At 64.8% G+C, this 23,983-nt stretch carries 20 protein-coding genes and 1 pseudogene; 14 read left to right on the forward strand and 7 right to left on the reverse strand.

What is annotated here, in order from left to right; translation table 11 throughout:
- Nucleotides 1-233: 233 nt before the first annotated feature.
- The gene (locus ACZ9H4_RS18155; RefSeq protein ID WP_476120097.1) at nt 234-1,646 is read left to right on the forward strand and encodes a DUF2252 domain-containing protein; all 1,413 of its coding nucleotides are present in this window, start codon (nt 234-236) and stop codon (nt 1,644-1,646) included.
- A 40-nt stretch (nt 1,647-1,686) separates the two neighbouring features.
- On the opposite strand, the gene ACZ9H4_RS18160 is transcribed toward ACZ9H4_RS18155, so the two are convergent.
- A complete protein-coding gene (locus ACZ9H4_RS18160; RefSeq protein WP_408149044.1) occupies nt 1,687-2,544 on the reverse strand; it encodes a polysaccharide deacetylase family protein in 858 nt (285 codons plus the stop codon).
- A gap of 288 nt (nt 2,545-2,832) precedes the next feature.
- On the opposite strand from ACZ9H4_RS18160, the gene ACZ9H4_RS18165 reads away from it, so the two are divergent.
- The 7 genes from ACZ9H4_RS18165 (at nt 2,833) to ACZ9H4_RS18195 (ending at nt 8,491) form a co-directional block, all read left to right on the forward strand.
- Complete coding sequence (locus ACZ9H4_RS18165; protein WP_476120099.1) at nt 2,833-3,597, forward strand: SDR family oxidoreductase; 765 nt, start codon at nt 2,833-2,835, stop codon at nt 3,595-3,597.
- A gap of 78 nt (nt 3,598-3,675) precedes the next feature.
- Nucleotides 3,676-3,879, forward strand: a complete 204-nt coding sequence (locus ACZ9H4_RS18170) for an oxidoreductase-like domain-containing protein (RefSeq protein ID WP_408327344.1) — start codon at nt 3,676-3,678, stop codon at nt 3,877-3,879.
- A 51-nt stretch (nt 3,880-3,930) separates the two neighbouring features.
- The gene (locus ACZ9H4_RS18175) at nt 3,931-4,800 is read left to right on the forward strand and encodes an NAD-dependent protein deacetylase (protein WP_408327341.1); all 870 of its coding nucleotides are present in this window, start codon (nt 3,931-3,933) and stop codon (nt 4,798-4,800) included.
- A 146-nt stretch (nt 4,801-4,946) separates the two neighbouring features.
- Complete coding sequence (locus tag ACZ9H4_RS18180) at nt 4,947-5,552, forward strand: pyridoxamine 5'-phosphate oxidase family protein (RefSeq protein WP_476120102.1); 606 nt, start codon at nt 4,947-4,949, stop codon at nt 5,550-5,552.
- 14 nt (nt 5,553-5,566) lie between these two features.
- The gene (locus ACZ9H4_RS18185) at nt 5,567-6,202 is read left to right on the forward strand and encodes a DUF938 domain-containing protein (RefSeq protein WP_408149051.1); all 636 of its coding nucleotides are present in this window, start codon (nt 5,567-5,569) and stop codon (nt 6,200-6,202) included.
- A 291-nt stretch (nt 6,203-6,493) separates the two neighbouring features.
- Nucleotides 6,494-7,906 (forward strand): NADP-dependent phosphogluconate dehydrogenase, encoded by a 1,413-nt coding sequence (gndA, locus tag ACZ9H4_RS18190; RefSeq protein WP_476120104.1) that lies wholly within the window; start codon nt 6,494-6,496, stop codon nt 7,904-7,906.
- 267 nt (nt 7,907-8,173) lie between these two features.
- The gene (locus tag ACZ9H4_RS18195) at nt 8,174-8,491 is read left to right on the forward strand and encodes a DUF4148 domain-containing protein (RefSeq protein ID WP_408156167.1); all 318 of its coding nucleotides are present in this window, start codon (nt 8,174-8,176) and stop codon (nt 8,489-8,491) included.
- A 298-nt stretch (nt 8,492-8,789) separates the two neighbouring features.
- Here the strand turns inward: ACZ9H4_RS18195 and ACZ9H4_RS18200 are convergent, their stop codons facing one another.
- On the reverse strand, nt 8,790-9,110 hold the full coding sequence (locus tag ACZ9H4_RS18200) for a hypothetical protein (RefSeq protein WP_054041885.1): 321 nt from the start codon (nt 9,108-9,110) through the stop codon (nt 8,790-8,792).
- A gap of 273 nt (nt 9,111-9,383) precedes the next feature.
- On the opposite strand from ACZ9H4_RS18200, the gene ACZ9H4_RS18205 reads away from it, so the two are divergent.
- From ACZ9H4_RS18205 to ACZ9H4_RS18215, 3 genes and pseudogenes are all read left to right on the forward strand, one after another.
- Complete coding sequence (locus tag ACZ9H4_RS18205; RefSeq protein ID WP_168662846.1) at nt 9,384-9,695, forward strand: cupin domain-containing protein; 312 nt, start codon at nt 9,384-9,386, stop codon at nt 9,693-9,695.
- A gap of 158 nt (nt 9,696-9,853) precedes the next feature.
- Entirely contained in the window at nt 9,854-10,624 is a 771-nt protein-coding gene (locus tag ACZ9H4_RS18210; protein ID WP_476120107.1) for a peptidoglycan DD-metalloendopeptidase family protein, read from the forward strand.
- Nucleotides 10,625-11,162: 538 nt separating this feature from the next.
- Nucleotides 11,163-11,840: pseudogene (locus tag ACZ9H4_RS18215) on the forward strand (RNA polymerase sigma factor); the annotation flags it as partial.
- A 501-nt stretch (nt 11,841-12,341) separates the two neighbouring features.
- Here ACZ9H4_RS18215 and ACZ9H4_RS18220 read toward each other — a convergent pair.
- From ACZ9H4_RS18220 to ACZ9H4_RS18230, 3 genes are all read right to left on the reverse strand, one after another.
- Complete coding sequence (locus tag ACZ9H4_RS18220) at nt 12,342-14,150, reverse strand: chloride channel protein (protein ID WP_476120109.1); 1,809 nt, start codon at nt 14,148-14,150, stop codon at nt 12,342-12,344.
- A 2-nt stretch (nt 14,151-14,152) separates the two neighbouring features.
- Nucleotides 14,153-14,569 (reverse strand): MarR family winged helix-turn-helix transcriptional regulator, encoded by a 417-nt coding sequence (locus tag ACZ9H4_RS18225; protein ID WP_408149063.1) that lies wholly within the window; start codon nt 14,567-14,569, stop codon nt 14,153-14,155.
- 74 nt (nt 14,570-14,643) lie between these two features.
- Nucleotides 14,644-15,801 (reverse strand): HPP family protein, encoded by a 1,158-nt coding sequence (locus ACZ9H4_RS18230; RefSeq protein WP_408149078.1) that lies wholly within the window; start codon nt 15,799-15,801, stop codon nt 14,644-14,646.
- A 415-nt stretch (nt 15,802-16,216) separates the two neighbouring features.
- On the opposite strand from ACZ9H4_RS18230, the gene ACZ9H4_RS18235 reads away from it, so the two are divergent.
- The gene (locus ACZ9H4_RS18235; protein WP_476120111.1) at nt 16,217-16,711 is read left to right on the forward strand and encodes a universal stress protein; all 495 of its coding nucleotides are present in this window, start codon (nt 16,217-16,219) and stop codon (nt 16,709-16,711) included.
- A 251-nt stretch (nt 16,712-16,962) separates the two neighbouring features.
- Nucleotides 16,963-17,970, forward strand: coding sequence for a low-specificity L-threonine aldolase (ltaE, locus tag ACZ9H4_RS18240; RefSeq protein WP_476120385.1), 1,008 nt, complete (start codon nt 16,963-16,965; stop codon nt 17,968-17,970).
- 60 nt (nt 17,971-18,030) lie between these two features.
- Here the strand turns inward: ltaE and ACZ9H4_RS18245 are convergent, their stop codons facing one another.
- The gene (locus ACZ9H4_RS18245) at nt 18,031-19,398 is read right to left on the reverse strand and encodes an MFS transporter (protein WP_408142892.1); all 1,368 of its coding nucleotides are present in this window, start codon (nt 19,396-19,398) and stop codon (nt 18,031-18,033) included.
- Between the two features lie 762 nt (nt 19,399-20,160).
- Between ACZ9H4_RS18245 and ACZ9H4_RS18250 the strand changes: the two genes are divergently transcribed.
- The gene (locus ACZ9H4_RS18250) at nt 20,161-22,614 is read left to right on the forward strand and encodes a glycogen/starch/alpha-glucan phosphorylase (RefSeq protein ID WP_408142877.1); all 2,454 of its coding nucleotides are present in this window, start codon (nt 20,161-20,163) and stop codon (nt 22,612-22,614) included.
- Between the two features lie 104 nt (nt 22,615-22,718).
- On the opposite strand, the gene ACZ9H4_RS18255 is transcribed toward ACZ9H4_RS18250, so the two are convergent.
- Nucleotides 22,719-23,837 carry a hypothetical protein gene (locus ACZ9H4_RS18255; protein ID WP_476120113.1) on the reverse strand — a complete coding sequence of 373 codons (1,119 nt, stop codon included), beginning with the start codon at nt 23,835-23,837 and terminating at the stop codon, nt 22,719-22,721.
- Nucleotides 23,838-23,983 lie beyond the last annotated feature (146 nt).

Below are 23,983 nucleotides of genomic sequence, written 5' to 3' on the forward strand. Positions count from 1 at the left end.
CGACGTCGGTGGCAACCCGAAGTGAGCGACCGTCATGGTCGAATAGAGCGAGGCAACATTTTTACCGATTGCCTGTCGCAGGCCGCTATGATCGCGGTTCGAAGCCCGAAGGTGATTTTCCCGCGAAGGGCTCCGTTCGACGATGCCTCGCGCGCCTGATGATTTGCTTTGTCGTGCCAGTAAAAGCAGTCTTTGCGACCGCCGGTCAAGACTTGCACAAAACGGAGAAGCGCATGAAAGCCAGCACCATCGCTGAACGGGAGGCCCGTGGCCGTGCCGCCCGTGAGCATTCGAAACGTTCGAGCCATCGCACGGTAGGCGAACTGCATCGCAACCCGATCGACCTGCTGAAGCAAAGCAGCGAAGGCCGGGTCGCGAGTCTCGTGCCGCTGCGCCATGGGCGCATGGCTGCATCGCCCTTTGCGTTTTTTCGCGGCGCGGCGCTGCTGCAGGCGCACGATCTCAGCAAGGTTCACGACAGTGGCCTGACCATGCCGATCTGCGGCGACGGCCATCTGATGAATTTCGGCGGCTTCGCCACACCCGAGCGGCAACTCGTGTTCGACCTGAACGACTTCGACGAAGCGTCGGTCGGTCCGTTCGAATGGGACCTGAAACGGCTGAGCGCGAGCCTCGTGGTGGCCGCGCGTCATATGCGGCTGAGCCGCGGCACCGCCGAGAACCTCGTGATGACCGCCGTGCGCGAGTATCGCGAGCGCATGGCGCAGTACGCGCAATTGGGTGCGCTCGAACTCTGGTACGACCGCATCACGTTCGACCGCATGGCGGAAACCACGCTGTCACCCGAGCGGCGGCGCAGCGTGCGGCGCGGCATGGAAAAGGCGGCCGCGCGAACCCACGAAAGCGCGCTCGAAAAAATGGCTTTGCACGAAGGCGATCACTGGACGATTCGCGACGCACCGCCGGCGTTCTTTCACGTGCACGGCACGAACACGCTATTCACACCGGAAGAGACCGAGATGTACGGAGGTGCCCACTGGCGCAAGCTGCTCGAACGCATGTGGGGCGAGTACCTGCAGACGATGCCGCACGACCGGCGTGAATTGCTGGATCATTTCTCCGTGCAGGACATCGTGTTCAGGGTAATGGGCGTGGGCGGCGTCGGTACGCGTTGCCTCGCGCTGCTGCTGGTCGATCACATGGGAAAGCCGCTGTTCCTGCAAATGAAGGAAGCGCGGCCGTCGGTGATCGCGCGGTTTCACACGTCGCGACCGCTCGCGCACGAGGGCGAGCGTGTCGTGCAGGGGCAGCGCATGTTGCAGGCGACGAGCGACATCTTTCTAGGCTGGGCCACAAGCCCGCTCGGCCGGCATTTCTACTTTCGCCAACTGCGCGACATGAAGCTGTCGGCGAATCTCGAACTGTTCGATAACGACTTGCTGGAGGGCTATGCGCGACTATGCGGCTGGATCATGGCGCGCGCGCATGCGAAGGCGAGCGGCCAGGCGATCGAGGTGAGCGCGTATATCGGCCGAGGCGATCAGTTCGCGGAAGCGCTGACCGGGTATGCGACGAGCTACGCGGACCAGGTGGAACGCGACTACGGCGTGTTTCTGAAGGCGTGCCGCAGCGGTGAACTGGAGGTGCGTACGGATGAGGATATGGCGGCGGATTTTGGGCGATGACGGGAGTGGGGCGGATGCGGTCGCCCACAACCCGCTCGCCTCACGCGTCGATCCGCGCTTCTCTCAACGTAACGAAGCGCAGCTGTTTTTGCCGCGCTGCATCGATCACCCTCGGCAGCACCGCGAGAATCAGCGGCGTGCCTTCGATCGTGAGCGCGGCATTGCCGTCGTGCAGCAGCAGAATGTCGCGCGCCGCGAGACCGTCGAGCAGCCGTCGCGTGACCACGCGAGGATCGCGCTCGCGCGTGTCGTAGCCGCGCCGTGTCCATGCCGCCAGCCGCAAATCGAGCTTGCGCAGCACGGGCTCGAGAAAGATGTTGCGCAAGCCCGCGGGGGCGCGGAAAAACATCGGCCGCTCGCCGCACACCTCTTCGAGCGTGCGTTGCGCGGCGTCGATCTCACGCGTGAGCGCGCCTGGCAGCGTCACGGAAAAGGTGTGCACGTGAACCTGCGAATGATTTTCGAGCGCATGGCCTCGCGCGACGATCTCGCGGGCGAGTGCCGGATAGCGCTGTACGTTCGCACCGATGCAGAAGAAAGTGGCGCGCACGTCGAACGCGTCGAGCAGGTCGAGCACTCGCGGTGTGACCACGGGATCGGGGCCGTCGTCGATGGTCAGCGCGATGGCGTCCGCGTTGTGCGCGCCGGCCGGCAGGCGCGTCCAGTTCGGGCCCAGCAGCGAAGTGCGCGGCAGCAGGCCGGTCACCGTGAAAATGGCGTGGTTCACGAAGATCGCGGCCAGCCACCAGAGCCACGCGGCGGGCGCCAGCAGCCAGCCGGCCAGCACGATGACGTGCCATGCGGCGGTCGCGGTGAGCATCGCGGGATAGCCGGTTAGCGGCCAGCGGCGCGGCGGCGCGGGCTGGACGCCATGCGGCGTCGTGGAGAATTCGTTCATCAAAGCGTGCTTCCTGTCTGCCTTCTTCCGTCCGGGAAGGCCATGAATCCTGCGCATCACGCGCAGCCGCGAAAGATACCATTGATGCGCGCCGGGGCGCACGGGTGTCAGGAATGGTTGCAAATGAAAGCACGATGAAAGTTGAGGCGCTGTGGTGGGGCCTTTGCGATTGGCAATCCGCTGCTGTATGGTGCTGGGCAGGAGCGCGTGCGTGTCCGCCGTTATAGGGTCGAGGCGGACCGGTGAGCACGCGCAGTTGCGAGCATTGAGGTCGACAGGAGACACACAGTGACGGAAACGGAAATCGGAAAGATCGCGCTGGTAACCGGCGCGGGCAGCGGCATCGGACGCGCGTGTGCGCTCAGGCTGCTGGAACACGGTTATCACGTCGTGCTGGCCGGGCGCCGTCAGGCGGCGCTCGATGCCGTGGCGCAGGAAGCACGACACCTGAACGGCGACGCGCTCGCCGTCGCCTGCGACGTGACGGACGCCGCCAGCGTCGCGGCGCTGTTCGATCAGATCCGCGAGCGTTTCGGCCGGCTCGACGTGCTGTTCAACAACGCGGGCCGCAACGGCTCGCCCGTCGATATCGATCAACTCGATATCGATGAATGGCGCTCCATCGTCGACACCAATCTCACTGGCGTGTTCCTCTGCACACGGGCCGCCTTCGGCCTGATGAAAACGCAGAGTCCGCGCGGCGGCCGCATCATCAATAACGGCTCGATTTCCGCGCATGCGCCGCGGCCCAACAGCATAGGCTATACGGCCACCAAACACGCTATCACAGGTCTCACAAAAGCCGTGTCGCTCGATGGCCGCCAGTACGACATCGTGTGCGGGCAGATCGACATCGGCAATGCCGAAACCGAAATGGCCGCGCGGATGGCGCGCGGCGTGCGGCAAGCCAACGGCGAAATCGCCGTCGAGCCGCTGATGGACGTGCGGCACGTCGCCGACGCGGTGCTGCACATGGCCGAATTGCCGCTGTCGGCGAACGTGCAGTTCATGACCATCATGGCGAGCAAGATGCCGTTCGTCGGCCGGGGCTGAGGTTGCGCGCGCGGCAGCGCGCCATGCGGGATCAACTTATACTGGGCGCTTCCTGTTTTTCACGGAACGCGATTCGCCGTGCCCCAAGCCACACCCAGCGACGACCCGCAGCCGTTGCCGCCCGAGCAGCCCGATCTCAACGACTGTTGTCATAGCGGCTGCAGTCCCTGTATTTTCGATCTCTACGACGAAGCGCTCGCGCGCTATCGGACCGCGCTCGCCGAGTGGCAGGCGCGGCACGCGACACCCACGCGGCAAACCAGGCCGCGCCCGCCTCGTTGAGCGGCATGCGAGGTGACACGTCCAGGCCGCCGTCTTTCACCGTGCTCCGTCATGACCGATCTTCAGCCCGCGCCACTCGAACCTTTGCCTGACTCGCACACGCTCGACGACCTGCATCGCTTCGTGCAGCGTTATCCGCGCCTGTTCGTGCTGACCGGCGCGGGCATCAGCACCGACTCGGGCATCCCCGGCTATCGCGACGACAACGGCGAGTGGAAGCGCTCGCCGCCGATCACACTGCAGGAGTTCCTCGGCACGCTCGCGATGCGCCAGCGCTACTGGGCGCGCAGCATGGTCGGCTGGCCGGTGGTCGCGCGGGCGCAGCCGAACGCCGCGCATACCGCTCTGGCCCGGCTCGAAGCGGCCGGCCACGTGCCGACGCTGGTGACGCAGAACGTCGACGGCCTGCATCAGCGCGCGGGCAGCCGCGCGGTGATCGAACTGCATGGCGGCATCGACGGCGTGACGTGCCTCGATTGCGGGTTGCAGCATGCGCGCGCGTCGATTCAGCAGGTGCTGGAAGCGGACAATCCTGCGCTGCTGGACGTGAGCGCCGAAACCGCCGCCGATGGCGACGCGCATCTCGAATGGCACGGTCTCGGCGGCTTCCGCATTCCGGCGTGTCCGAACTGCGGCGGTCTGCTGAAGCCGGCCGTGGTGTTCTTCGGCGAAAGCGTGCCGAAGGAGCGCGTCGAAGCGGCCTCGCACGCGCTCGATGCGGCGGATGCGTTGCTGGTAGCCGGCTCGTCGCTGATGGTGTATTCCGGTTATCGCTTCTGCGTGTGGGCGCAGAGGCAGGGCAAGCCGATCGCCGCGATCAATCTGGGGCGCACGCGCGCCGATCCGTTGCTGTCGTTGAAGCTCGCCGCGCCTTGCGGGGACACGCTGAGCGCGCTGGCCGGCCGGCTGGCGCTGGATTGAACGAGAGGCATGCGCGGAGCGGCGGCGTGCAGGGTGATGCGCGCATTGGGCTGCTCCGACAAGCCGCTTCGCTTCTGCCGCGCGTGCCGCTCGCGTGCTGCTCGTGAGTCGCCCCGAATAACAACGCAACTCGAAAGGAAACGCCGATGTTGACCACGATCGAACAGCTCGAAGCCCTCTACGGCCAGCCGCACGAGCGCGCGCTGCGCAAGGAGATCGCGTACGTCAACGAAGACTATCGCGCGTTCATCGAAGTCGCGCCGTTCGCCGTGCTGGCCACCGCCGGTCCGGACGGCCTCGACTGTTCGCCGCGCGGCGACGCGCCGGGCTTCGTGCGGGTCGTCGACGAACGCACGCTCGCGCTGCCGGACCGCATCGGCAACAATCGCCTCGACAGTCTGCGCAATATCATCGTCGAGCCGCGGCTGGCGTTGCTGTTCATCATTCCCGGCGTCGGCGAAAGTTTGCGCGTGAATGGCCGCGGGCGGATTACCAGCGACCCCGAATGGCTGGACAGTTTCGCCGTCGAAGGTAAGCTGCCGCGCACCGTGCTGCTGATCGACGTCGACTCGGTGTATTTTCACTGCTCGAAGGCGCTCGTGCGTTCGAAGCTGTGGGACCCGGCGCGGCACGTCGGACGCTCGCAGTTGCCGAGCGCGGGCGAGATTCATCGGCGCCTGAACGGCGCCGGCTTCGACGCCGCCACCTACGACCGCGAGTTCGCCGAACGCGTGCGCACGACCCTCTATTGACACACAATCCAACCATGACTGATTCCCATCCGGCGCTGCGGCAACGTTCGCCTTCCGCGGAGCGCAATCGCGAACCGATCCTCGCCGTGCTGCGCGACACGCTGCCGGCCACCGGCCGCGTGCTCGAAATCGCGAGCGGCACGGGCCAGCACGCGATGTGCTTCGCCCGCGCGCTGCCCGGGCTGGACTGGCAGCCGAGCGACGCCGACGCCGACGCGCGCGCGTCGATTGCCGCGTGGATCGCGCACGAGGGTCTGCGCAACGTGCGCGCGCCGCTCGCTCTGGACGTGCATCAACCGGACTGGGGCGTGGATGCTGCGCTCGACGCGGTGATCTGCGTCAACATGATTCACATCTCGCCGTGGAGCGCGGCCGAGGCGCTGTTCGCCGGCGCGAGCCGCCGTCTCGTCGATGGCGGTGTACTGTATCTGTATGGTCCGTACAAACGCGGGGGTGCGCATACGGCGCCGAGCAATGACGCGTTCGATCAGCAGTTGCGCAGCCGCGACCCCGAGTGGGGCGTGCGCGACATGGAAGCCGTGATTGCGCTGGGCGCGTCGGTCGGCTTCGCGTGCGACGAGCCGATCGCGATGCCGGCCAACAATTTCAGCCTAGTGTTCAGGAAACGCCCGGACGCGGCGCAGGTCTGACGAACGTCGGATTCGGCCACGGCGCGGCTCCGGCAAACGGTTTTTCCGCGGGCGGAAACCGGCCTGCTTCATGAGTCGCGGCGACGTGGCGGCACGCATCGAGGCTTCATGAAGGGCGCCGCAAAGCGAATCATGAAGCGGTGCCGCGCCGGCCGCATGCAGTGGAACACACCGCCCGTTGTCCGCCAACGAGCGGCAAGTGCGCATTTCTTTTATCCTTTCACCCTCGACGCCGCGCCGACCTTCCTTCCGGCGCGGCGTCACGACATTTTTGGACTCTGGAGAATTCACATGGGCAAACAGGCAATCGGCGTGGTGGGGCTGGCGGTCATGGGCCGCAATCTGGCGCTCAACATCGAGAGCCGCGGCCACGCGGTGTCGGTGTACAACCGTAGCCGCGAGAAAACCGACGAACTCATCGCCGAATATCCGGACAAGAAGCTGGTGCCGGCCTTCACGCTGGAAGACTTCGTGGAGTCGCTGGAAAAGCCGCGCCGCATTCTGCTGATGGTCAAGGCCGGTGAAGGCACCGACGCCACCATCGCCTCGCTCAAGCCGCTGCTCGACAAGGGCGACATTCTGATCGACGGCGGCAACACGCATTTCACCGACACCATCCGCCGCAATCAGGAACTCGCGAAGGCCGGTCTGCATTTCATCGGCACCGGCGTCTCCGGTGGTGAGGAAGGCGCGCTGAAGGGCCCCTCGATCATGCCGGGCGGCCAGCGCGAAGCGTACGACCTGGTCGCCCCGATCCTCACCGAAATCGCCGCGAAGGCGCCGGACGGCGAGCCGTGCGTCGCCTACATGGGTCCGGATGGCGCGGGCCACTTCGTGAAGATGGTGCACAACGGCATCGAATACGGCGACATGCAGCTGATTGCCGAAAGTTATGCGGTGCTCAAGCAGGTCGTCGGCTTGTCGAACGAAGAGTTGGGCAAGGTCTACACCGAGTGGAATCAGGGCGAGCTCGACAGCTATCTGATCGAAATCACCTCGAAGATCTTCGGCAAGAAGGACGAGGAAACCGGCAAGGATCTGGTCGACGTGATTCTCGACCGCGCCGCGCAGAAGGGCACCGGCAAGTGGACCAGCCAGAACGCGCTCGACCTCGGCGCGCCGCTGCCGCTGATCACCGAGGCCGTGTTCGCGCGTGTGCTGTCGTCGCTGAAGGATCAGCGCGTGGCCGCGAGCAAGGTGCTGGAGGGGCCGCAGGCGAAGCCGCTCGAGGGTGGCAAGCGCGACGCGTTCATCGAAGCGGTGCGCCGCGCGCTGTACTTCAGCAAGGTGATTTCGTACGCGCAAGGCTTCGCGCAACTGCGCGCCGCGTCGCAAGAGTACAAGTGGGACCTGGATTTCGGCACGATCGCGAAGATCTTCCGCGCCGGCTGCATCATCCGCGCCCGTTTCCTGCAGAAGATCACGGACGCCTACACAATGGACAAAGCGATCGCGAATCTGCTGCTCGATCCGTACTTCCGCGACATCGCGAAGAACTACCAGTCGGCATTGCGCGAGGTCGTGGTGGCCGCGATCAATGCGGGTGTGCCGGTGCCGGCTTTCGCGTCGGCGGTGGCGTATTTCGATGCGTATCGCTCGGAACGCCTGCCGGCGAACCTCGTGCAGGCGCAGCGCGACTTCTTCGGCGCGCATACGTTCGAGCGCACCGATAAGCCGGGCAGCTTCCACGCGAACTGGAGCTGATCGTTCGAATCGCGACCTGCCGCGCCTTCGTCGTAGGGCAGGGCGGGTCGCGTCGTTGTTCGAATGCCGGCCGCCGCATATTGTTGCTGGAATTCGCTGAACCATTTCGCATACTGGTTCATGATTTCAACACTATTGCAAAAACGACAATAGAGTTTCGTTGTTTTAGGTGTTTACCCTAGGTATCAACCCTTCTAAACTTGTTTTCAAGCGCTGCAGGAGAACAAACCCAAAGCGCACTACACAACAAGTTATGGAGGTTTAATCATGAAGACCCTGATCTCTGCAGTTGTCGTCGCCGCCGCTCTGGTTGCTCCTGTCGCGTCGTTCGCCCAATCGAATCAGCCGGTCACGCGCGCTCAGGTTCGCGCTGAACTGGTGCAGCTCGAAAAGGCCGGCTACAACCCGTCGAACGACAACTTCGCTTACCCGGCGAGCATCCAGGCTGCGCAAGCGCGCGTCGATGCACAAAACGGTACGGCTCAAGCTGCGAACAGCGGCTACGGCGCGCCGATGGCTGGCACCTCGCAAGCCGGCCGTCCGGTGAGCAACACCGACCGCAACTCGGTCTACTTCGGCAACTAAGCTGCGCCGAAGCTCATGAAGGCGCCGCCTGATCGATAAGGCGGCGAGCAATAAAAAAACGCCATCCGCTTTGCTGGATGGCGTTTTGTCGTTTACGGCGCTGGGCCAGTCTCGGTCGAGGCTCCAATGCGGCTGTCTGCGATTGGACAAGGGCTTGATCCCTTGGCCGGCAGCCAGATTGAGTCACCGGACCGGCCCGCGCGTGCTGTCCGCCTACGCCTGCCTGCAGCGCTCCCTCCGCGCAGCTGGTGAAGCGAGCGACAGCGCGGGATGTATAGGCACTTCGCAAACACCCCCGCTAATGCAACGTACGATGCCGGCGGCCGATTTCATCGAAGAGTGCGCGGCTGGGTTCCAGGGCGAGCAGCCAGGATTCGTCGTAGCCGCTCAGGTTGTCCAGCGCCTCGCGCAGCCGCTCGATCGCCAACGCCGGAATCTCGACGCTGGCTTCGACGCCGCTCGATAGCCCCGCGATGCTGGCCAGTTGCACCAGGGCGTCGGCGGCTTCGGCCACGTCGGCGGCGAAAACGAGGTGCGTATTCAGCAACTCGACCAGACCGGGCGACGCCGCAACATCGTCGACGTTCAGTTGCACGGCCAGAAAGGTGGCTTTGTTCATGCTCCGCTCCTCGCAGGATCCAGACGTAGGCGCAGGGTGTGCTCCGCGCAGCTTGAGGGAGTATAGGCGAGGCCTCAAAGGTTTCAATAATCACACGAATGGGTCAGGTGACCTTGTCGCGGAGGGCGCCAGAGCGGTCCGACCCGCTGTCCGACCCGCTGTCCGACCTATAATGGGGCCAGTCGAAAGACTGTTGCGCCAGCTTGCGCCGCTGCGGTATGCGCGCGAGGAAAGCGCTTGGCGGCGTCCGTTTTTCTCAACTGCCCTTTGACCATGAAGATCATCCGCAGCAAGAGCTTTACCGCGACGCGTCCCTGGGGCGCGCTCGACATCGCCAGCATGAACGGCATCACGACGCGCCTGCATTGGACCGATCAGCCGTACAAGTGGCACGTCAACGACGGCGAGGAAGTGTTCGCCGTGCTCGATGGCCGCGTCGAGATGCGCTATCGCGAGGACGGCGTCGAGCGCTCGGCCGTGCTGGAAACGGGCGATGTGTTCTACGCGTCGGTAGGCACCGAGCACGTGGCTCATCCGATCGGCGCGGCGCGCATCCTGGTGGTCGAAGCGCAGGGCAGCGTCTGAACGAACTTCGGCAGGTTTGAGGCCATGCCCACACCGTCGCCCGTGGGCATGGCGGCATAATGGAGAGCCATTGCCGCGCCAGTCCGCGAGACACGGCGGCACGGTAAATGCTTGGGCATCGATTGAATCCGATTGAAACAGGTGTCGAGGAAAATCACATGACAAGACAATGGCAATTGGCGGGGACGCGCTGGCTGACAGTGGCCGCGCTCAGCGTGATGTTCGGCGGCTGCACGTCGATGCCGTGGGAGAGCACGCCGTTCTACAGCAGCGCGCCGTCCAGCCCGACCACCCTCAGCACGGTGCCGGTTCCCGCCGGTTTCTACCGGGTCAATGCGGGCGATACGATTGGCGGCATCGCGTCGGCGTATGGCCGCAAGCCGCAGGAGATCGCCGCGTGGAACGGTCTCGCGGTCAACTCACCGGTCACGCCGGGCCAGGTATTGCGCGTGTCTCCGCCGATGGCCTCCGGCAGCGTCGTCACGCCGCCGGTCGGCGTTGCCCCGGCCGCGCCGGGTGCTGCGCCCGCTGCGCCCACCGCCTCCGCCGGTCCCCAGCAGGGCGTGCTGCAATGGCCGCTGCGCGGGCCGATCCTGAAAGCCTTCGCGCAGGGTAAGTCGAACGGCATCGTGATCGGCGGGCGCCCCGGCGATCCGGTCAAAGCCGCTGCGACCGGCCGCGTGGTCTACGCAGGCTCCGGTATCGAAGCGTATGGTCCGCTCATCATCATCAAGCATGACGACTCGCTGATCACCGCGTACGGTCAGAACAGCACGCTGCTCGTCAAGGAAGGCGACGCGGTCGCACAAGGGCAGACCATCGGCGAGGTAGGGGTGGATAGCCGCGGCGTCGCGTCGGTCCAGTTCGAAGTCCGCTACAACGGTCAACCTGTCGACCCACTCACCTGGCTGCCGAAAACAGGTGGATGAGCTTTCGTAGCCCGGTTTGCGCGTGGCGTGTTTTGGCACTGCGTCGATGAACGCATCGGCGTGGCGCGCAAGCGGGTTTGAAGCATTGCGTGCGGCTACCGGAGCCCGTAGCCGTCGCACTCAACGCATGAAGCGCATGAAGCGCGTGAAGCGCGTGAAGCATGCGGAAACAGGGCTCCTCCCGGTGACATCCAGGTCCATATCAACGATCGCATCGGATCTGGACTGCGACCGCCAGCCAGGCGCGCGACGATCATCCGGGAGACACCTCATGAAGTGGCTCAACGTTACTCTGTTCGGGGCGCTGACTCTGGCCAGCCAGGCTGGCCATGCGCAAAGCGCCGGCCCCACCGATCCTCAGAGCGCAGCGATTCGGGCAGCATCGCGCCGAACGCTTCATGGAGTTACGTGGCGAGCAAGCCGGGCAGCTATCCGTATCTGTGCAACTTCCATCCGACGATGCATGGCACACTGAATGTCCGGTGATACAACCTGACGGGCGCGCTATGACGGACAGCGCGCTGTAACACGTTGGGCATCTCCAGCGGTCGATGATCTGTCGATCGTGGGCCGCGTCGTTGCCGGCGACTTATCCGCGTTCGAACAGTTGATGCGCCGGCACAACCGGCGTCTGTATCGTCTGGCGCGCGCAACACTCCATAACGACGCCGAGGCCGAGGACGCGTTGCAGGAAGCGTATCTCTCGGCATATCGATCGATCAGCCAGTTTCGCGGCGAGTCCGCGCTCCTCACGTGGCTGTCGCGGCTGGTGCTCAACGAATGCTTTGGCCGTTTGCGCCGCGAGGCCAGGCGTCAGAACGTGATTCCGATGGTGGACCCCGGCATGTATGCCGACTTCGACGTGATGAAAGCAGACGATTCGAATTCCCCGGACAGAGCGGCGGCGCGCGCTGAATTACGCGCGTTGCTCGAACGCAAACTGGACGAACTGCCCGATGTGTTCCGCGTCGTCTTCGTGCTGCGCTCGGTCGAGGAAATGAGCATCGAGGAAACCGCGCAATGTCTCGCGATTCCGGAGGCGACGGTGCGCAGCCGGCATTTTCGCGCGAGAAATCTGCTGCGCGAATCGCTGGCTCGGGAAGTCGATTCGATCGAACGGGACCTGTTCGAGTTCGGCGGCGCTCGATGCGACCGGGTGGTCGCTGCTGTGCTGGCAAGTCTGATTGGTGAGCGTAACGGCGTCGGCCGTTGTTAACCGGTGCAGTTCGGTTCGCTATGTGATTTGCAGGGAGGTGAGAAATGATCAGCGTCCCTAAGTATCCGTGCGGGAAAAGGGCTTTCCCTGGCGGAAGCATTCGCTGTATGTTGACCGTGTCGGTCATCTGCGTTCTGGTTGCAAGCCGGGAAACGAAAGCGGAAGGGCGAACTATCCGCATCGTATCGGGCACGTACGGCCAGAACTGCGGAGCGCTACACGGCAACGTCACCCATGACCTGGCGCATCGATGCGACGGCCGGACGACATGCGAATATTCGCCGCGCGCGCCGCGCAAAGGCCGCGTGGCGGCGTGCAGCAATGACTTCGTGGCCGAGTGGCGTTGCGACGGGGCCGAGTTCCACACCGCCGCACTCGGCCCCGCAGTGAGATGGGATGACACACTCGTGCTGAGTTGCGCAAGCGAGCGCGGCGCGGGCAAATAGCGCCGCACCGCGTAACCGGCAGGCCGCAAGCGGCCTCGATTCCAATGTGCCTGTGTCAGCCCGCTCTGCGAACCGGCGCAAAGCGCCGCTTGCCGCGCGCCGGTGTCAGGCGCCGAAAACGCTCCCGCTTATGCTCTTCTTCGAAATGGCTGAGCGACGGTTTGACCAGATCACTACGCGACACGATGCCAACGAGGCGCATGCTCTTGTGGTCGGCCACCACGGGCAATCGTTCGAGATTGTGCACGGCCAGCCGCGTCGCGACGAGACGACAGGTTTCCGACGGCAACGCGGAGGCCGGGGTGGTCTGGCCGAACACATCGGTGAGCTTCAGCGCGCGTTTCGCCGCTTTGCTTTCACCGTCTTCGGCGCACAAGCGTTCGAGCATGGCGCGGTCGGCCACGCCGATCACCGCGCCGTCACGGACCACGGGATAGGCCCGGCGCAGCTGGCTGGCGCCGAAAAACGCCGTCAGCGCGTCGCCGGCCGTCATGTCAGCATCGATCGATTCGACCGTGGTCGTCATCACCTCGTCGACGTAATGACGCTCGAGCGGGTCGACGCCATACTCGCGATAGATGTGATAACCACGGCGTGCGATTTTCTCGGTCATGATCGAGCGACGCATCACCACGGTGGAAAAGCCGTGTGCGATCAGCGTCGCGGTCAGGAGCGGCAGCAGCGCGTTGCTGTCATGAGTGAGACCGAAGGCGAACACGATGGCCGTCAACGGTGCACCGAGGGTGGCGCCGAGCGTGGCGGCCATGCAGACGAGCGGCCACAACGCCGGCTGGTTGCCAGGCAGCCAGTGCGAGAGCACCGCGCCGAGCCCGGCGCCGAGCATCAGCAGCGGCGCGAGTACGCCGCCCGAGGTGCCGGAGCCGAGCGCGACGACCCACATGACGGCCTTCACCGCCAGCAGCAGGAGTGCGACCTGCAACGCGATGTGCTGATGCAGCAGATCGCCGATCACGTCGTAGCCGACACCGAGTGCGCGCGGTTCGAGCCATCCGCCGATGCCGACCACGATCCCGCCCAACGCGGGCCACCACATCCAGTGGATCGGCAGTTTGCCGAACAGGTCTTCCGTCTTGTACAGCGCCGCGGAAAGTCCGGAGGCCAACGCGCCGGACAGCAGCCCGGCGATCACGCAGGACAGCAGCGACCAGCTATCCGGTGCGGCCGTTTCGAGCGGGAACAACGGGCCCGTGCCGAAGAACAGCGCGCGGGCGAAACCGGCGACCGCACAGGCTACCGCCACCGGCAGGAAGCTGCGCGGGCGCCACTCGAACAGCAGCAGTTCGACCGCGAGCAGCACGGCCGCCACCGGCGTGCCGAACACGGCGGTCATACCGGCAGCGGCGCCCGCCACCAGCAGCGTCTTGCGTTCCGCCGCCGTGACCTTGACGCATTGCGCGATCAGCGAGCCGAGTGCGCCGCCGGTCATGATGATAGGACCTTCCGCGCCGAACGGGCCGCCGCTGCCGATCACGATGCCTGACGACAGCGGCTTGAGCACCGCCACCTTCGGCGACATCCTGCTCTTGCCGAACAGGATCGCTTCGATCGCCTCGGGAATGCCGTGTCCGCGAATTTTCTCCGAACCGTATCGCGCCATCAGCCCGACGATCAGGCCGCCGATCACCGGCACGCCGATCACCCATAGGCCGAGTGTGTTTTCGGCGGGCGAACGTTCGGCGAACGACAGCGTGCCGAAGAAGAACAGATTGGTGAACAGATGAATCAGGTTCAGCAACACGAATGCAGCCAGCGTGCTGACTATGCCGATGCACGCGGCCAGCGCAAAAATGCCAGGCAGCCGGGTGTTAGCCGAAAAGTCACGCTTATGGGAATCCATGCTCATGATTAGTCGAGGTCGATCTGTGGAATCTGGAAAGCGCCTTCGAGCGATTTCAATTCGGCGCGGTGCAGTTCCGCGAGTCTCGCGAGCACGCGTTCGCCCGCTTTTTCAAGGTGCACTTCCACCTGCCGGCGATCGGTTTCGCTGACCTGGCGGCGCACCAGATTGAGCGCCTCGCAGCGCGACACCAGCGCGACGACGCCGTGATGCTGCGACTGCAGGCGCTCGGCGAGCTCGCCGACGCTCGCCCAGTCGCGCCCGGGGTACCCCTTGATATGCAGCAGCAACAGATACTGCAACGGCGTGATGCCCTCGCTCTGGGCGGCCTGTTCGGAGAAGCGCTCGAAGCGCCGCATCTGATAGCGAAACTCCGAGAGTTGCTCGAAGTCGGGTTTCGTCAGTCCGCGAGTCCGTACTTTCATGGGAGGCCTGTGCATGCAGATGAAACGCTGAATATATCACAAAGTGATGTATTTGTTCCTGCTGCCGGATGCCGTCAGGCAGTCTGCTGAGCCTTCATCACGGTTTGCCGGTAGAGGCCGGAGATCAGGTCCACCTGCGTAATCATGCCGATCAAATGCCCGCCGGCATCGAGCACCGGAATGTGGTGGTGGCCGTGATGGGCGAACATCGGCACGAGGTCGGTGATCGGCGCCGTGGCCGCGATGGTGCGGACCTCGGTACTCATCACGTGGCCGACGCTCGGAGGACGGCGCGGGTCGCCGCGCAGCCAGCTGTCGATCTGCGTGATGATCGGCGCGAACTTGCTGAAAACCCGCTTATCGACGAGGTCGGTTCGCGTCACGATGCCGATCAGGTTCTGGCCGGCATCGATAACGGGGAGCGCCTTGACCTTGTTGCGTTTCAACAGGCCCCACGCGGTCGTCGCACGCGTGGTCACGGAGACCGTCACCACATGGCGGGACATGATGTCTTCGCAGCTCAGCTCGTTGAAGCTGCGCGAAAAGGCCTGAAGCTGCGTGTCGCGCAGCAGCGATTCGAGGTCGTCCGGGTCGATGTCCAGCATTTCGCCACGGCGCTTCAAAACCGTGTCGAGATCGGCCCGGGTGAAGCCGCCGCGCGACGCGTCGTCGACCGGGGCGCTGCGGTTCTGCCGCCCCGCGTGCGGGTAGCGGTGGCCGGTGACGGCGTGGTAGGCGAGCGCCGCGGCGAGCAGCGCAACCGACTGGATCGCAATCGGCTCCAGCACGAACCGGTAGCCCAGCGCGTGAATGGCCGGTCCACCCACCACCGCCGTCAATGCGACCGCGCCCGAAGGCGGGTGAACGCAGCGCAGCGCGAACATCCCGCCGATCGACAGCGCGACCGCCAGCGCGGCGGCGAGGGTCGGATCGGCGATTGCATGGGCACAGGTCACGCCGATCGTCGCCGCCACCAGATTGCCTCCGATGATCGACCAGGGCTGCGCGAGCGGACTGGCGGGCACGGCAAACAACAGCACGGCGGATGCGCCCATCGGCGCGACGAGCAGCGGGATGCTCGCCGCCGGCCCGAGCAGCAGATACATGGAACCGCCAGTGAATGCGATGCCGAGCAGCGCGCCGAGGCACGAGCGGCCGCGCTCCTGCCATTTCACGGCGACCGGTGCGGGAATGAAGCTGGCAAGCCAGCGCAGGGCAATGGAGCGGGACAAGATCTGGACAGGAAAAGGAGTTGATGATGCGGGCCGGCATGACCGGGGAAACCCTGGCGACGCGCGTGCCCTGTGGCGGTGATTATATTGCATTGTGATATAAAAACTGACTCCTGACCGGTTCAAGGGTGAGCGGCAATGTCGTCTCGTCCTGCAGATCAAGTTCAGCGATGCGCGACCTGGAGCAATGACAATTGAGCATTGCCCGCCGAGTTTTCTTGCACCCATTTTCACCTTCGGATGCCAGGCGGCTCATATGTCACAAAGTGACATACAATGAACTGGGAATGTGCTGGCCTTGCGGCTATGCAGCTGTTGGCGTCGAGCGTGGCGGATCCGTTTTCGCCTCTGTCGTTTGAGTTGCGGGTTGCCGTGCTGTCGCGTTTCGCAAACGCAAAGCACAGGGAGAAATGACATGCCGACATTCAACCGCATTCTTCTCTGTTACGACGGAACCCGGGAGGGACAGCACGCATTGAAGGACGGCGCTTCTCTGGCTCAGGACCTTCACGCGGAAGTGCACGTGCTCTCCGTCCTCAACAATCTCGCGTGGATGCAAGGCGCCGACGTTGCCTCCGCCGTGCCGATCGATCTCATCACCGATTCGGCCAGAAGTTTGCTCGACGAAGGGTTGCAGAAGCTCGCCGCGCGCGGAATCATCGCGCGCGGACATTTCGCCATCGGCGATCCGCTCGATCAGATTCCGCTGCTGGCAAACGAACTGAAGGTGGACCTGATCGTCGTCGGACATCGTCATTCGAGCCGCCTCGCGCGCTGGTGGGGCGGCAGGAGCAACGGCCTGCTGCTGGACCGGGTCAGTTGCAGCGTGCTCGTCACGATGGGACCGGAAATCGATCCGCACGCAGCGGTGAGTGGAAGCTCGGGCGCCGGCGAGACGACGCATCGTTAGAGCATTCCTGGCGCAATCTGATGGCGCGAGCGCGCCGGCTTTGCTGCAATCGCATCCCGCGGGAGCGGGCCGCCGCGCTCGGTTCACCGGACATCCCTGCCGGTGGGTGCTGCGCTGCACCAGTGACAAAACGAAAAGCAAAAAGCAAAATACACGGCTGACCCGCCAACGCAGCATTCCCTCTCCGCAAAATTGAAGGGCGCGCCGCCGGCGGTCATAGGCTGTCATTCATGGACGCACAGGGACACACAATGATCGATTTGCGCAGCGATACCGTAACCCGCCCGACTCCGCCGATGCTCGCGGCCATGTCGGCCGCCGAAGTCGGCGACGACGTCTGGGGCGACGACCCCACCGTACTGCGTCTGCAAGCCACGGTCGCCGAACGCGCCGGTAAGGAAGCCGGGCTGTTCTTCCCGAGCGGCACGCAAAGCAATCTCGCGGCATTGATGGCGCACTGCGCGCGCGGCGACGAATACATCGTCGGCCAACTGGCGCACACGTACAAATACGAAGGCGGCGGCGCGGCGGTGCTCGGCAGCATCCAGCCGCAGCCGCTCGAGAACGCCGCCGACGGCTCGATCCCGCTCGAGAAGATCGCCGCCGCGATCAAGCCCATCGACAGCCACTTCGCGCGCACGCGTCTGCTGGCGCTGGAAAACACCATCGGCGGCAAGGTGCTGCCGGCCGGTTACGTCGCCGAGGCGGTGCAACTCGCGCGTCAGCGGGGCCTCGCGGCTCACCTCGACGGCGCGCGCGTCTACAACGCGGCAGTCGCCTCGGGCAAGCCGGTCGCGGCGTTGTGCGAGCTGTTCGATTCCGTTTCGATCTGTTTTTCGAAGGGACTCGGCGCGCCGGTGGGCTCGGTGCTGGTCGGCAGCCAGGCGCTGATCGACGTGGCGCACCGCTGGCGCAAGGTGCTGGGCGGCGGCATGCGCCAGGCCGGCGTGCTGGCGGCGGCGTGCCTGTATGCGCTGGATCACAACGTCGAGCGTCTCGCCGACGACCACGCGAACGCAGCGCATCTGGCAGCGGGTCTGGAGTCGATCGAACAGGTGAAGGTGCAGTCGGTCGCGACGAACATGGTGTTCGCGCAGTTTCCGCAGCAGCATTGCGTGCCGCTCGAAGCGTGGCTCAAGGAGCGCGGCATCCTCACGCAGATGCTGTATGCGTCGCGCTTCGTCACGCATAAGGACGTGTCGCGCGCCGACATCGACACGTTCATCGCCGCCGTGAAGGGGTATTTCGCGGCGCGCTGAGCGGTAAGGGGTTAAGCAGGCAAAGAAGCGGGCGCGCTGTGCACAGCGCGCCCGCTTCTTTCATTTCGCCGACGCCTTCACATGCGCACCCGCGCGATGCGACGGCGCCAAAAGCCGCAGTCCGCTCGCGAGGCTCGCCGCGCCGGCGAAGAACGCGCCGGTGCTGAGTGCGAGCGTCGGACCATGCCGGCCGGCAATCCCGAAGCTCAACGCCACCAGCGCCGCGCCGGTGGTTTGTCCGAGCAGCCGCGCGGTCGCGACGATGCCGCTCGCACCGCCGCTGCGCTCCGGCGGCGCGCTCGCCATCAACGCCTTCAGATTCGGGGACTGGAAGAAGCCGAAGCCCGCGCCGCAAATCGCCATCCGGATGCCGATGTCGAGCACGTGCGGATGCACCGGCAACAACGCCAGCGACGCCATCCCCGCCGACATCACCGCCAGCCCGATCGCGCCGAGCAGGCCTGGCGGATAGCGATCCGACAGACTGCCCGCGAGCGGCGCGGCCAACGCAACCACCACGGGCCACGGCGTCATCAGAAAGCCGGTTTCGACCTGGCTGCGATGCAGCACGTCCTCGAAGTAGAACGGCAGCGAGACGAACGCGAGACCCTGCGCCGCGAACGAGCACACGGCCGTGACCGCCGACAACGCGAACACCGGCCGTTTGAACAGATCGACCGGCAGCATCGGCGCGGGGTGGCCCGACTCACGGCGAATCAGCAGCAGGCCGAAGACCAGCGCGATCGCCGCCGCGCTCAGCACCAGTTGCGTCGACGCGCGCTGGGCCGCCTCGCCGAGCGCGAAAATCAATGCGGCGAAGGTGATCACGTTGAGCAGCGCCGCGACCGGATCGAAATTGTGCTTGCCGCGCCCGGTGTGCGGCAACGCGGGCCATGCAAAGGCCAACGCCAGCACGCCGAGCGGCACGTTGACGGCGAACAGCCACGGCCACGCGGCCACCGACAGGATCAGCGAGGCCACCGTCGGCCCCACCGCGAACGACACGCCGACGATCAGCGCATTGGTGCCGAGGCCGCGCCCGAGCCGGTGTGGCGGATACAGATAGCGGATCAACGCGGTATTCACGCTCATGATCGCGCTCGCGCCGAGCCCTTGCAGCACGCGCGCGGCGGCGAGCAGCGGCAGCGTCGAGGCCATCGAGCACGCGAGCGAGGCCAGCGTGAACAGCGCAATGCCGCTGATATAAATGCGCCGATGCCCGACGATATCGCCGAGCGCGGCGAGCGGCAGCAGCGTCGCGACCATCGCGAGCTGGTACGCGTTGATGATCCACACCGACGCCGCGGGCGCCGCATGCAGGTCCGCGGCGATGGCGGGCAGGGCGGTGTTGGCGATCGCGGTGTCGAGCGTGGCGAGTGCGACCGCGAGCATGATCGCGGCCATCGCGCGGCGGTTGGCGGCGGACATCGGGCCGTCCGCCGGGAAGGGGTGCGCGGCGGTGGCGCTGGGTTTGTCGGACAAGGCGTGGCTCGTCGGTTATGCATGCCGTTGCCGCGGCTCCCTGGAGAACACGACGCGAGCGGCAGAGTTGCGTGGAATGACGTGCGCGTCGGCTGATCGACAGGGCGAGGCGGGTCGCGCGGCGGAATGTAGCGATTGTTACAGAGACGTGGAAATCCTGCTGGCGCGCGGACAGTGAGGGCTTTGACCTGAACGGATGCAATGCAGGCTCCAGAACGCAACTAACTGTCGGCCCCGGCCCGCCGCTTCGAACGGATGCGCGTAGCACCATGTCACACGTGACTCGCGTCACTGTTCCGCAGACGAGGCAGCCTGATTCGACGATGAAGCCGATTCAATCGTCCCGGTTCATCCGCGCGTCACGCGGCGAAAAAATAATGCTGTTGCAGGTCCACGTTTATCCAATACGCGCTGCGACTCGCGTCGTGCTTAGGATTGGATTCAGCGCTCGCGATGCACGTCCGCAGTGCCGCCCACGCGCCGATTTGCACCGCGTCCGTGCGCGCAGCCGTCGTATCGGCGCGCAACGGCCTGTACGCGCCCGTGCTTGCGGGCATGGCACGTGCGTAACTAACCGCTCGTGCTCGCCGGTGTGCGGCAGCCGTAAAATGTCCTACTCTGTTTCTTAAACCGCCTGACCGGCACGCGCCTCCCGTCCGTCACCTGTGCGGTCCGCGCATGCCGCGTCGCTCTTAACCGGAGGCTTCGATGACAGCCGTCGATCTGGAATTCGACCAGCTCAACAGTACCGTCGACGCGCTACGGCGCTCAATTTCCAATCGCATGATGTACGGCGTCGGCAAGGATGCCGTCACCGCGCATCCGCATGACTGGCTGCACGCGGCAGCCCTCGCCGTGCGCGACCGGCTGGTCGCGCGCTGGATGAAAACCACGCGCCTGCAATACGAGCAGGACGTGAAACGCGTCTACTACCTGTCGATGGAATTCCTGATCGGCCGGACCTTTACAAATGCATTGCTGGCGCTCGGCATTCACGACCAGATGAAGGAAGCGCTCGCGAGCCTCGGCGTCGATATGGAAGCGCTGGTCAATATCGAGCCCGACGCCGCGCTAGGCAACGGTGGTCTCGGCCGGCTAGCGGCCTGCTTTCTCGATTCGATGGCGACACTCGGCATCCCGGGTTTCGGCTACGGCATCCGCTACGAGTACGGGATGTTCCGTCAGGAAATCGTCAACGGCGAGCAGGTCGAAGCGCCGGACTACTGGCTGCGTGCGGGCAATCCGTGGGAGTTTCCGCGGCCCGAGATCAAGTACATGGTTCACTTTGGCGGGCGCACGGTGCAGCGCGGCGAAAAGGTCGAATGGATCGACACCGAACATGTGAACGCCACCGCATACGACACCGTCATTCCCGGCTACGCGACCGACGCGACCAACACGCTGCGGCTGTGGTCGGCGCGCGCCACCGAGGAACTGGATCTCGGCGCGTTCAATCGTGGCGACTACCGCAACGCGGTCGACACGAAGAACATGTCGGAGAATGTCTCGCGCCTGCTGTATCCCGACGACTCCACGCCGGCCGGCCGCGAACTGCGGCTGCGCCAGGAATACTTTTTCGTATCGGCGACCATGCAGGATCTGATTCGCCGCTATCAGCGCACGCACAGCACGTTCGGGCGCTTCGCGGAAAAAGTCGCGGTGCATCTGAACGACACGCACCCGGTACTGGCGATTCCCGAATTGATGCGTCTACTGGTGGACGTCCATCATCTGCCGTGGGACAAGGCCTGGAAACACGTCACGCAGATCTTCTCTTACACGAACCACACGCTGATGCCCGAAGCGCTCGAAACGTGGGACGTCGAGATGCTCGCGCGTCTGTTGCCGCGGCATCTCGAGATCATCTTCGAGATCAACGCGCAGTTTCTGAAGCACGTCAGCGAGCACTCGGGTCATGATGCCGAGATGATCCGCCGCATCTCACTCGTCGACGAGTACGGGCAGCGGCGCGTGCGCATGGCGTATCTGGCGATCGTCGCGAGTCACAAGGTGAACGGCGTGTCGAAGCTGCATTCGCAACTGATGACGCGCGACATCTTCGCCGACTTCGCGCGCATCTATCCCGACCGCTTCACCAATGTGACCAATGGCATCACGCCACGCCGCTGGCTCGCGCAAGCGAGTCCGCCGCTGTCGTCGCTGATCGACGAACGGATCGGCAAGCATTGGCGCAGCAATCTGTTCGAGCTGGAGCAGTTGCGCAATCTGCGCACCGACGACGGCTTCATCGAGGCTTTCCGGGAAGCCAAACGGCAAAACAAATTGCGGCTCGTGCAACGGCTCGTGCAGCATACGAGGCAGCATTTCAATCCGGACGCGTTGTTCGACCTGCAGGTCAAGCGCATTCACGAATACAAGCGGCAACTGCTGAACGTGCTGCATGTGATCGTGCGCTACAACCAGATTCGCGCGAATCCGGAGCGCGACTGGGTGCCGCGCGTCGTGATGTTCGCGGGCAAGGCCGCCTCCGCGTACCGGATGGCGAAGACCGTCATCAAGCTGATCGGCGACGTCGGCGAGAAGGTCAATCACGATCCGCTGATCGGCGATCGTCTGAAAGTGGTGTTCGTGCCGAACTATGGCGTGAGCGTGGCCGAGCTGATCATTCCGGCGGCCGATCTGTCCGAACAGATTTCGATGGCGGGCACCGAAGCGTCCGGCACCGGCAACATGAAGCTCGCGCTCAACGGTGCGTTGACGATCGGCACGATGGACGGCGCGAACATCGAGATCTGCGACGCGGTGGGGCGCGAGAACATCTTCATCTTCGGCCATACCGCCGACGAGGTGGACGACCTGCGCGCGAGCGGCTACCGGCCCCGGCACGTCTACGAGGAAAACGTGGAACTGCGCACGGCGCTCGACCAGATCCGCAGCGGCTTCTTTTCGCCGGACGATCCGGTGCGCTTCTCGGACATTTTCCACACGCTGGTCGACTGGGGCGATCACTACATGGTGCTGGCCGACTTCGCCGCATTCGCGAAGGCGCAGGACGAAGTGGATGCGCGCTTCGTCGACAAGCGCGCGTGGACCGAAAGCGCGATCGAGAATGTCGCGGGGATGGGGCAGTTTTCATCCGACCGCACGATCGGCGAATATGCACGCAATATCTGGCGGGTGAACCAGCTCGAGCTCGATTGAGGAGGGCGGGCCGCCGTTTCTGTTTCGTTTGAGCGCGCTATAAGTGACAAGGCCGTGCGGTTCATCGTTTGAACCGCACGGCCTTTTTTATCGCGCGCGCAATCTCACGGCGCGAAACTTTCGCTCGCGTTCGCCGCATGCAGACCCAACTCGCCGCGCTGGAAATCGAACAGCACGTCGATGTTCTGCATCGCCATCAGACCCACCACGATGCGGTTCGCGTTCGGCTTCGCCTTGACGATCGTGACTTGCGCACTCTCGTAGTGGTGCGTCCACGAACCCACGCCGATCGCCGCCTCGTAGTTGCCGCGATTGAGCACGTTGCCGACGTCGTCGTCGCCGGTCCAGTTCGGCGTCTTGTCCGTTTCGATGCGGATCATGCCGGAGCTGCCGGTGGCGAACACCAGCGGCGCACAGAAGGTCATCTTGTCGGCGACACGCACGCAGCCGGTCGGCCATTGCGTCGCACCGTCTTTCGATGCCGCCAGCGGCAGCATCGTGTAGTCCTTCGTCATCGCATTCGACGGACTCAGCACGAGGTAAGGCTTCGCGAAGTTCGAGCGCACCAGATAGCGCTGCCCGATGTTGCCCGGCAACACGCGCAGTGGCGGCGTGCAGCAGTTATCGCCCGGCAGGTCCGCGCCGATGCCGGCAATCCCGGAGAACGCCCAACCGAATTCGCCGGTGTAGCCGTCCATCGCGACGCAACGCTTCGCGCCCGGCAGACAACGCACCACGTCGACTGCCTGCGCGGCGATCGGCGCCGGCTTCGTGCCGGCCACGCTGAACGGCAGCGTGAGCGTGGCGCCCACCACTTCGGCGCCGTTCGCGAACGAGAGCGACGTGACGTCGCCGGCGCGCGTGTAGTTCGAACCTGGCAGCGTCGACTTCAGGATCCGCACCCCTTGCGTGCCGGTGTCCAGTGCGACGTACAACGGTTTGCCGTCGAGCTGGACCGGCAGGCCGAGGCGCGCGTGACCCTCGTCGGCACGCTCCACATGCAGCGGAATCAGCAGGCCGTCGTTGCCGCCGTTGATCAGCATGGCCGTGGGCGGGGGCGGCGTGGGCACGGGGAAGGTGGCGGCGCAACCGGCGAGGGCGGTGGCCGCGCACGCCGCCATGCAAGCGAGACGCTGATGGAGGGCACGCAAACCGGCGCGGAGGCGAGTTTGCCAAAGCGGACGACGAGGCCGCCGCGCGGCATGAAGAGATGACAGGGGCATGGATCACGCTTCGCTATAAGGCGCGGTCTTCTTGCGGGGCAATGCATCGCAATGCCTGGGGGTGTTTCGTGTCGGCGTGAAGCCGACTCGCGGCGTGTGCGGAGCAAGCGCGAGGCAGACTGATCGCTCATACAAGCCAGCCTCGA

This window comes from Paraburkholderia sp. TE9906 (assembly GCF_056279605.1).

Coding starts and splice junctions, on each gene's coding strand:
- ACZ9H4_RS18155 (WP_476120097.1), top strand. CDS start 234: ATGAAAGCCAGCACCATCGCTGAACGGGAGGCCCGTGGCCGTGCCGCC.
- ACZ9H4_RS18160 (WP_408149044.1), bottom strand. CDS start 2,544: ATGAACGAATTCTCCACGACGCCGCATGGCGTCCAGCCCGCGCCGCCG.
- ACZ9H4_RS18175 (WP_408327341.1), top strand. CDS start 3,931: ATGACCGATCTTCAGCCCGCGCCACTCGAACCTTTGCCTGACTCGCAC.
- ACZ9H4_RS18180 (WP_476120102.1), top strand. CDS start 4,947: ATGTTGACCACGATCGAACAGCTCGAAGCCCTCTACGGCCAGCCGCAC.
- ACZ9H4_RS18185 (WP_408149051.1), top strand. CDS start 5,567: ATGACTGATTCCCATCCGGCGCTGCGGCAACGTTCGCCTTCCGCGGAG.
- gndA (WP_476120104.1), top strand. CDS start 6,494: ATGGGCAAACAGGCAATCGGCGTGGTGGGGCTGGCGGTCATGGGCCGC.
- ACZ9H4_RS18195 (WP_408156167.1), top strand. CDS start 8,174: ATGAAGACCCTGATCTCTGCAGTTGTCGTCGCCGCCGCTCTGGTTGCT.
- ACZ9H4_RS18200 (WP_054041885.1), bottom strand. CDS start 9,110: ATGAACAAAGCCACCTTTCTGGCCGTGCAACTGAACGTCGACGATGTT.
- ACZ9H4_RS18205 (WP_168662846.1), top strand. CDS start 9,384: ATGAAGATCATCCGCAGCAAGAGCTTTACCGCGACGCGTCCCTGGGGC.
- ACZ9H4_RS18210 (WP_476120107.1), top strand. CDS start 9,854: ATGACAAGACAATGGCAATTGGCGGGGACGCGCTGGCTGACAGTGGCC.
- ACZ9H4_RS18220 (WP_476120109.1), bottom strand. CDS start 14,150: ATGAGCATGGATTCCCATAAGCGTGACTTTTCGGCTAACACCCGGCTG.
- ACZ9H4_RS18225 (WP_408149063.1), bottom strand. CDS start 14,569: ATGAAAGTACGGACTCGCGGACTGACGAAACCCGACTTCGAGCAACTC.
- ACZ9H4_RS18235 (WP_476120111.1), top strand. CDS start 16,217: ATGCCGACATTCAACCGCATTCTTCTCTGTTACGACGGAACCCGGGAG.
- ltaE (WP_476120385.1), top strand. CDS start 16,963: ATGATCGATTTGCGCAGCGATACCGTAACCCGCCCGACTCCGCCGATG.
- ACZ9H4_RS18245 (WP_408142892.1), bottom strand. CDS start 19,398: ATGTCCGCCGCCAACCGCCGCGCGATGGCCGCGATCATGCTCGCGGTC.
- ACZ9H4_RS18250 (WP_408142877.1), top strand. CDS start 20,161: ATGACAGCCGTCGATCTGGAATTCGACCAGCTCAACAGTACCGTCGAC.
- ACZ9H4_RS18255 (WP_476120113.1), bottom strand. CDS start 23,837: ATGCCCCTGTCATCTCTTCATGCCGCGCGGCGGCCTCGTCGTCCGCTT.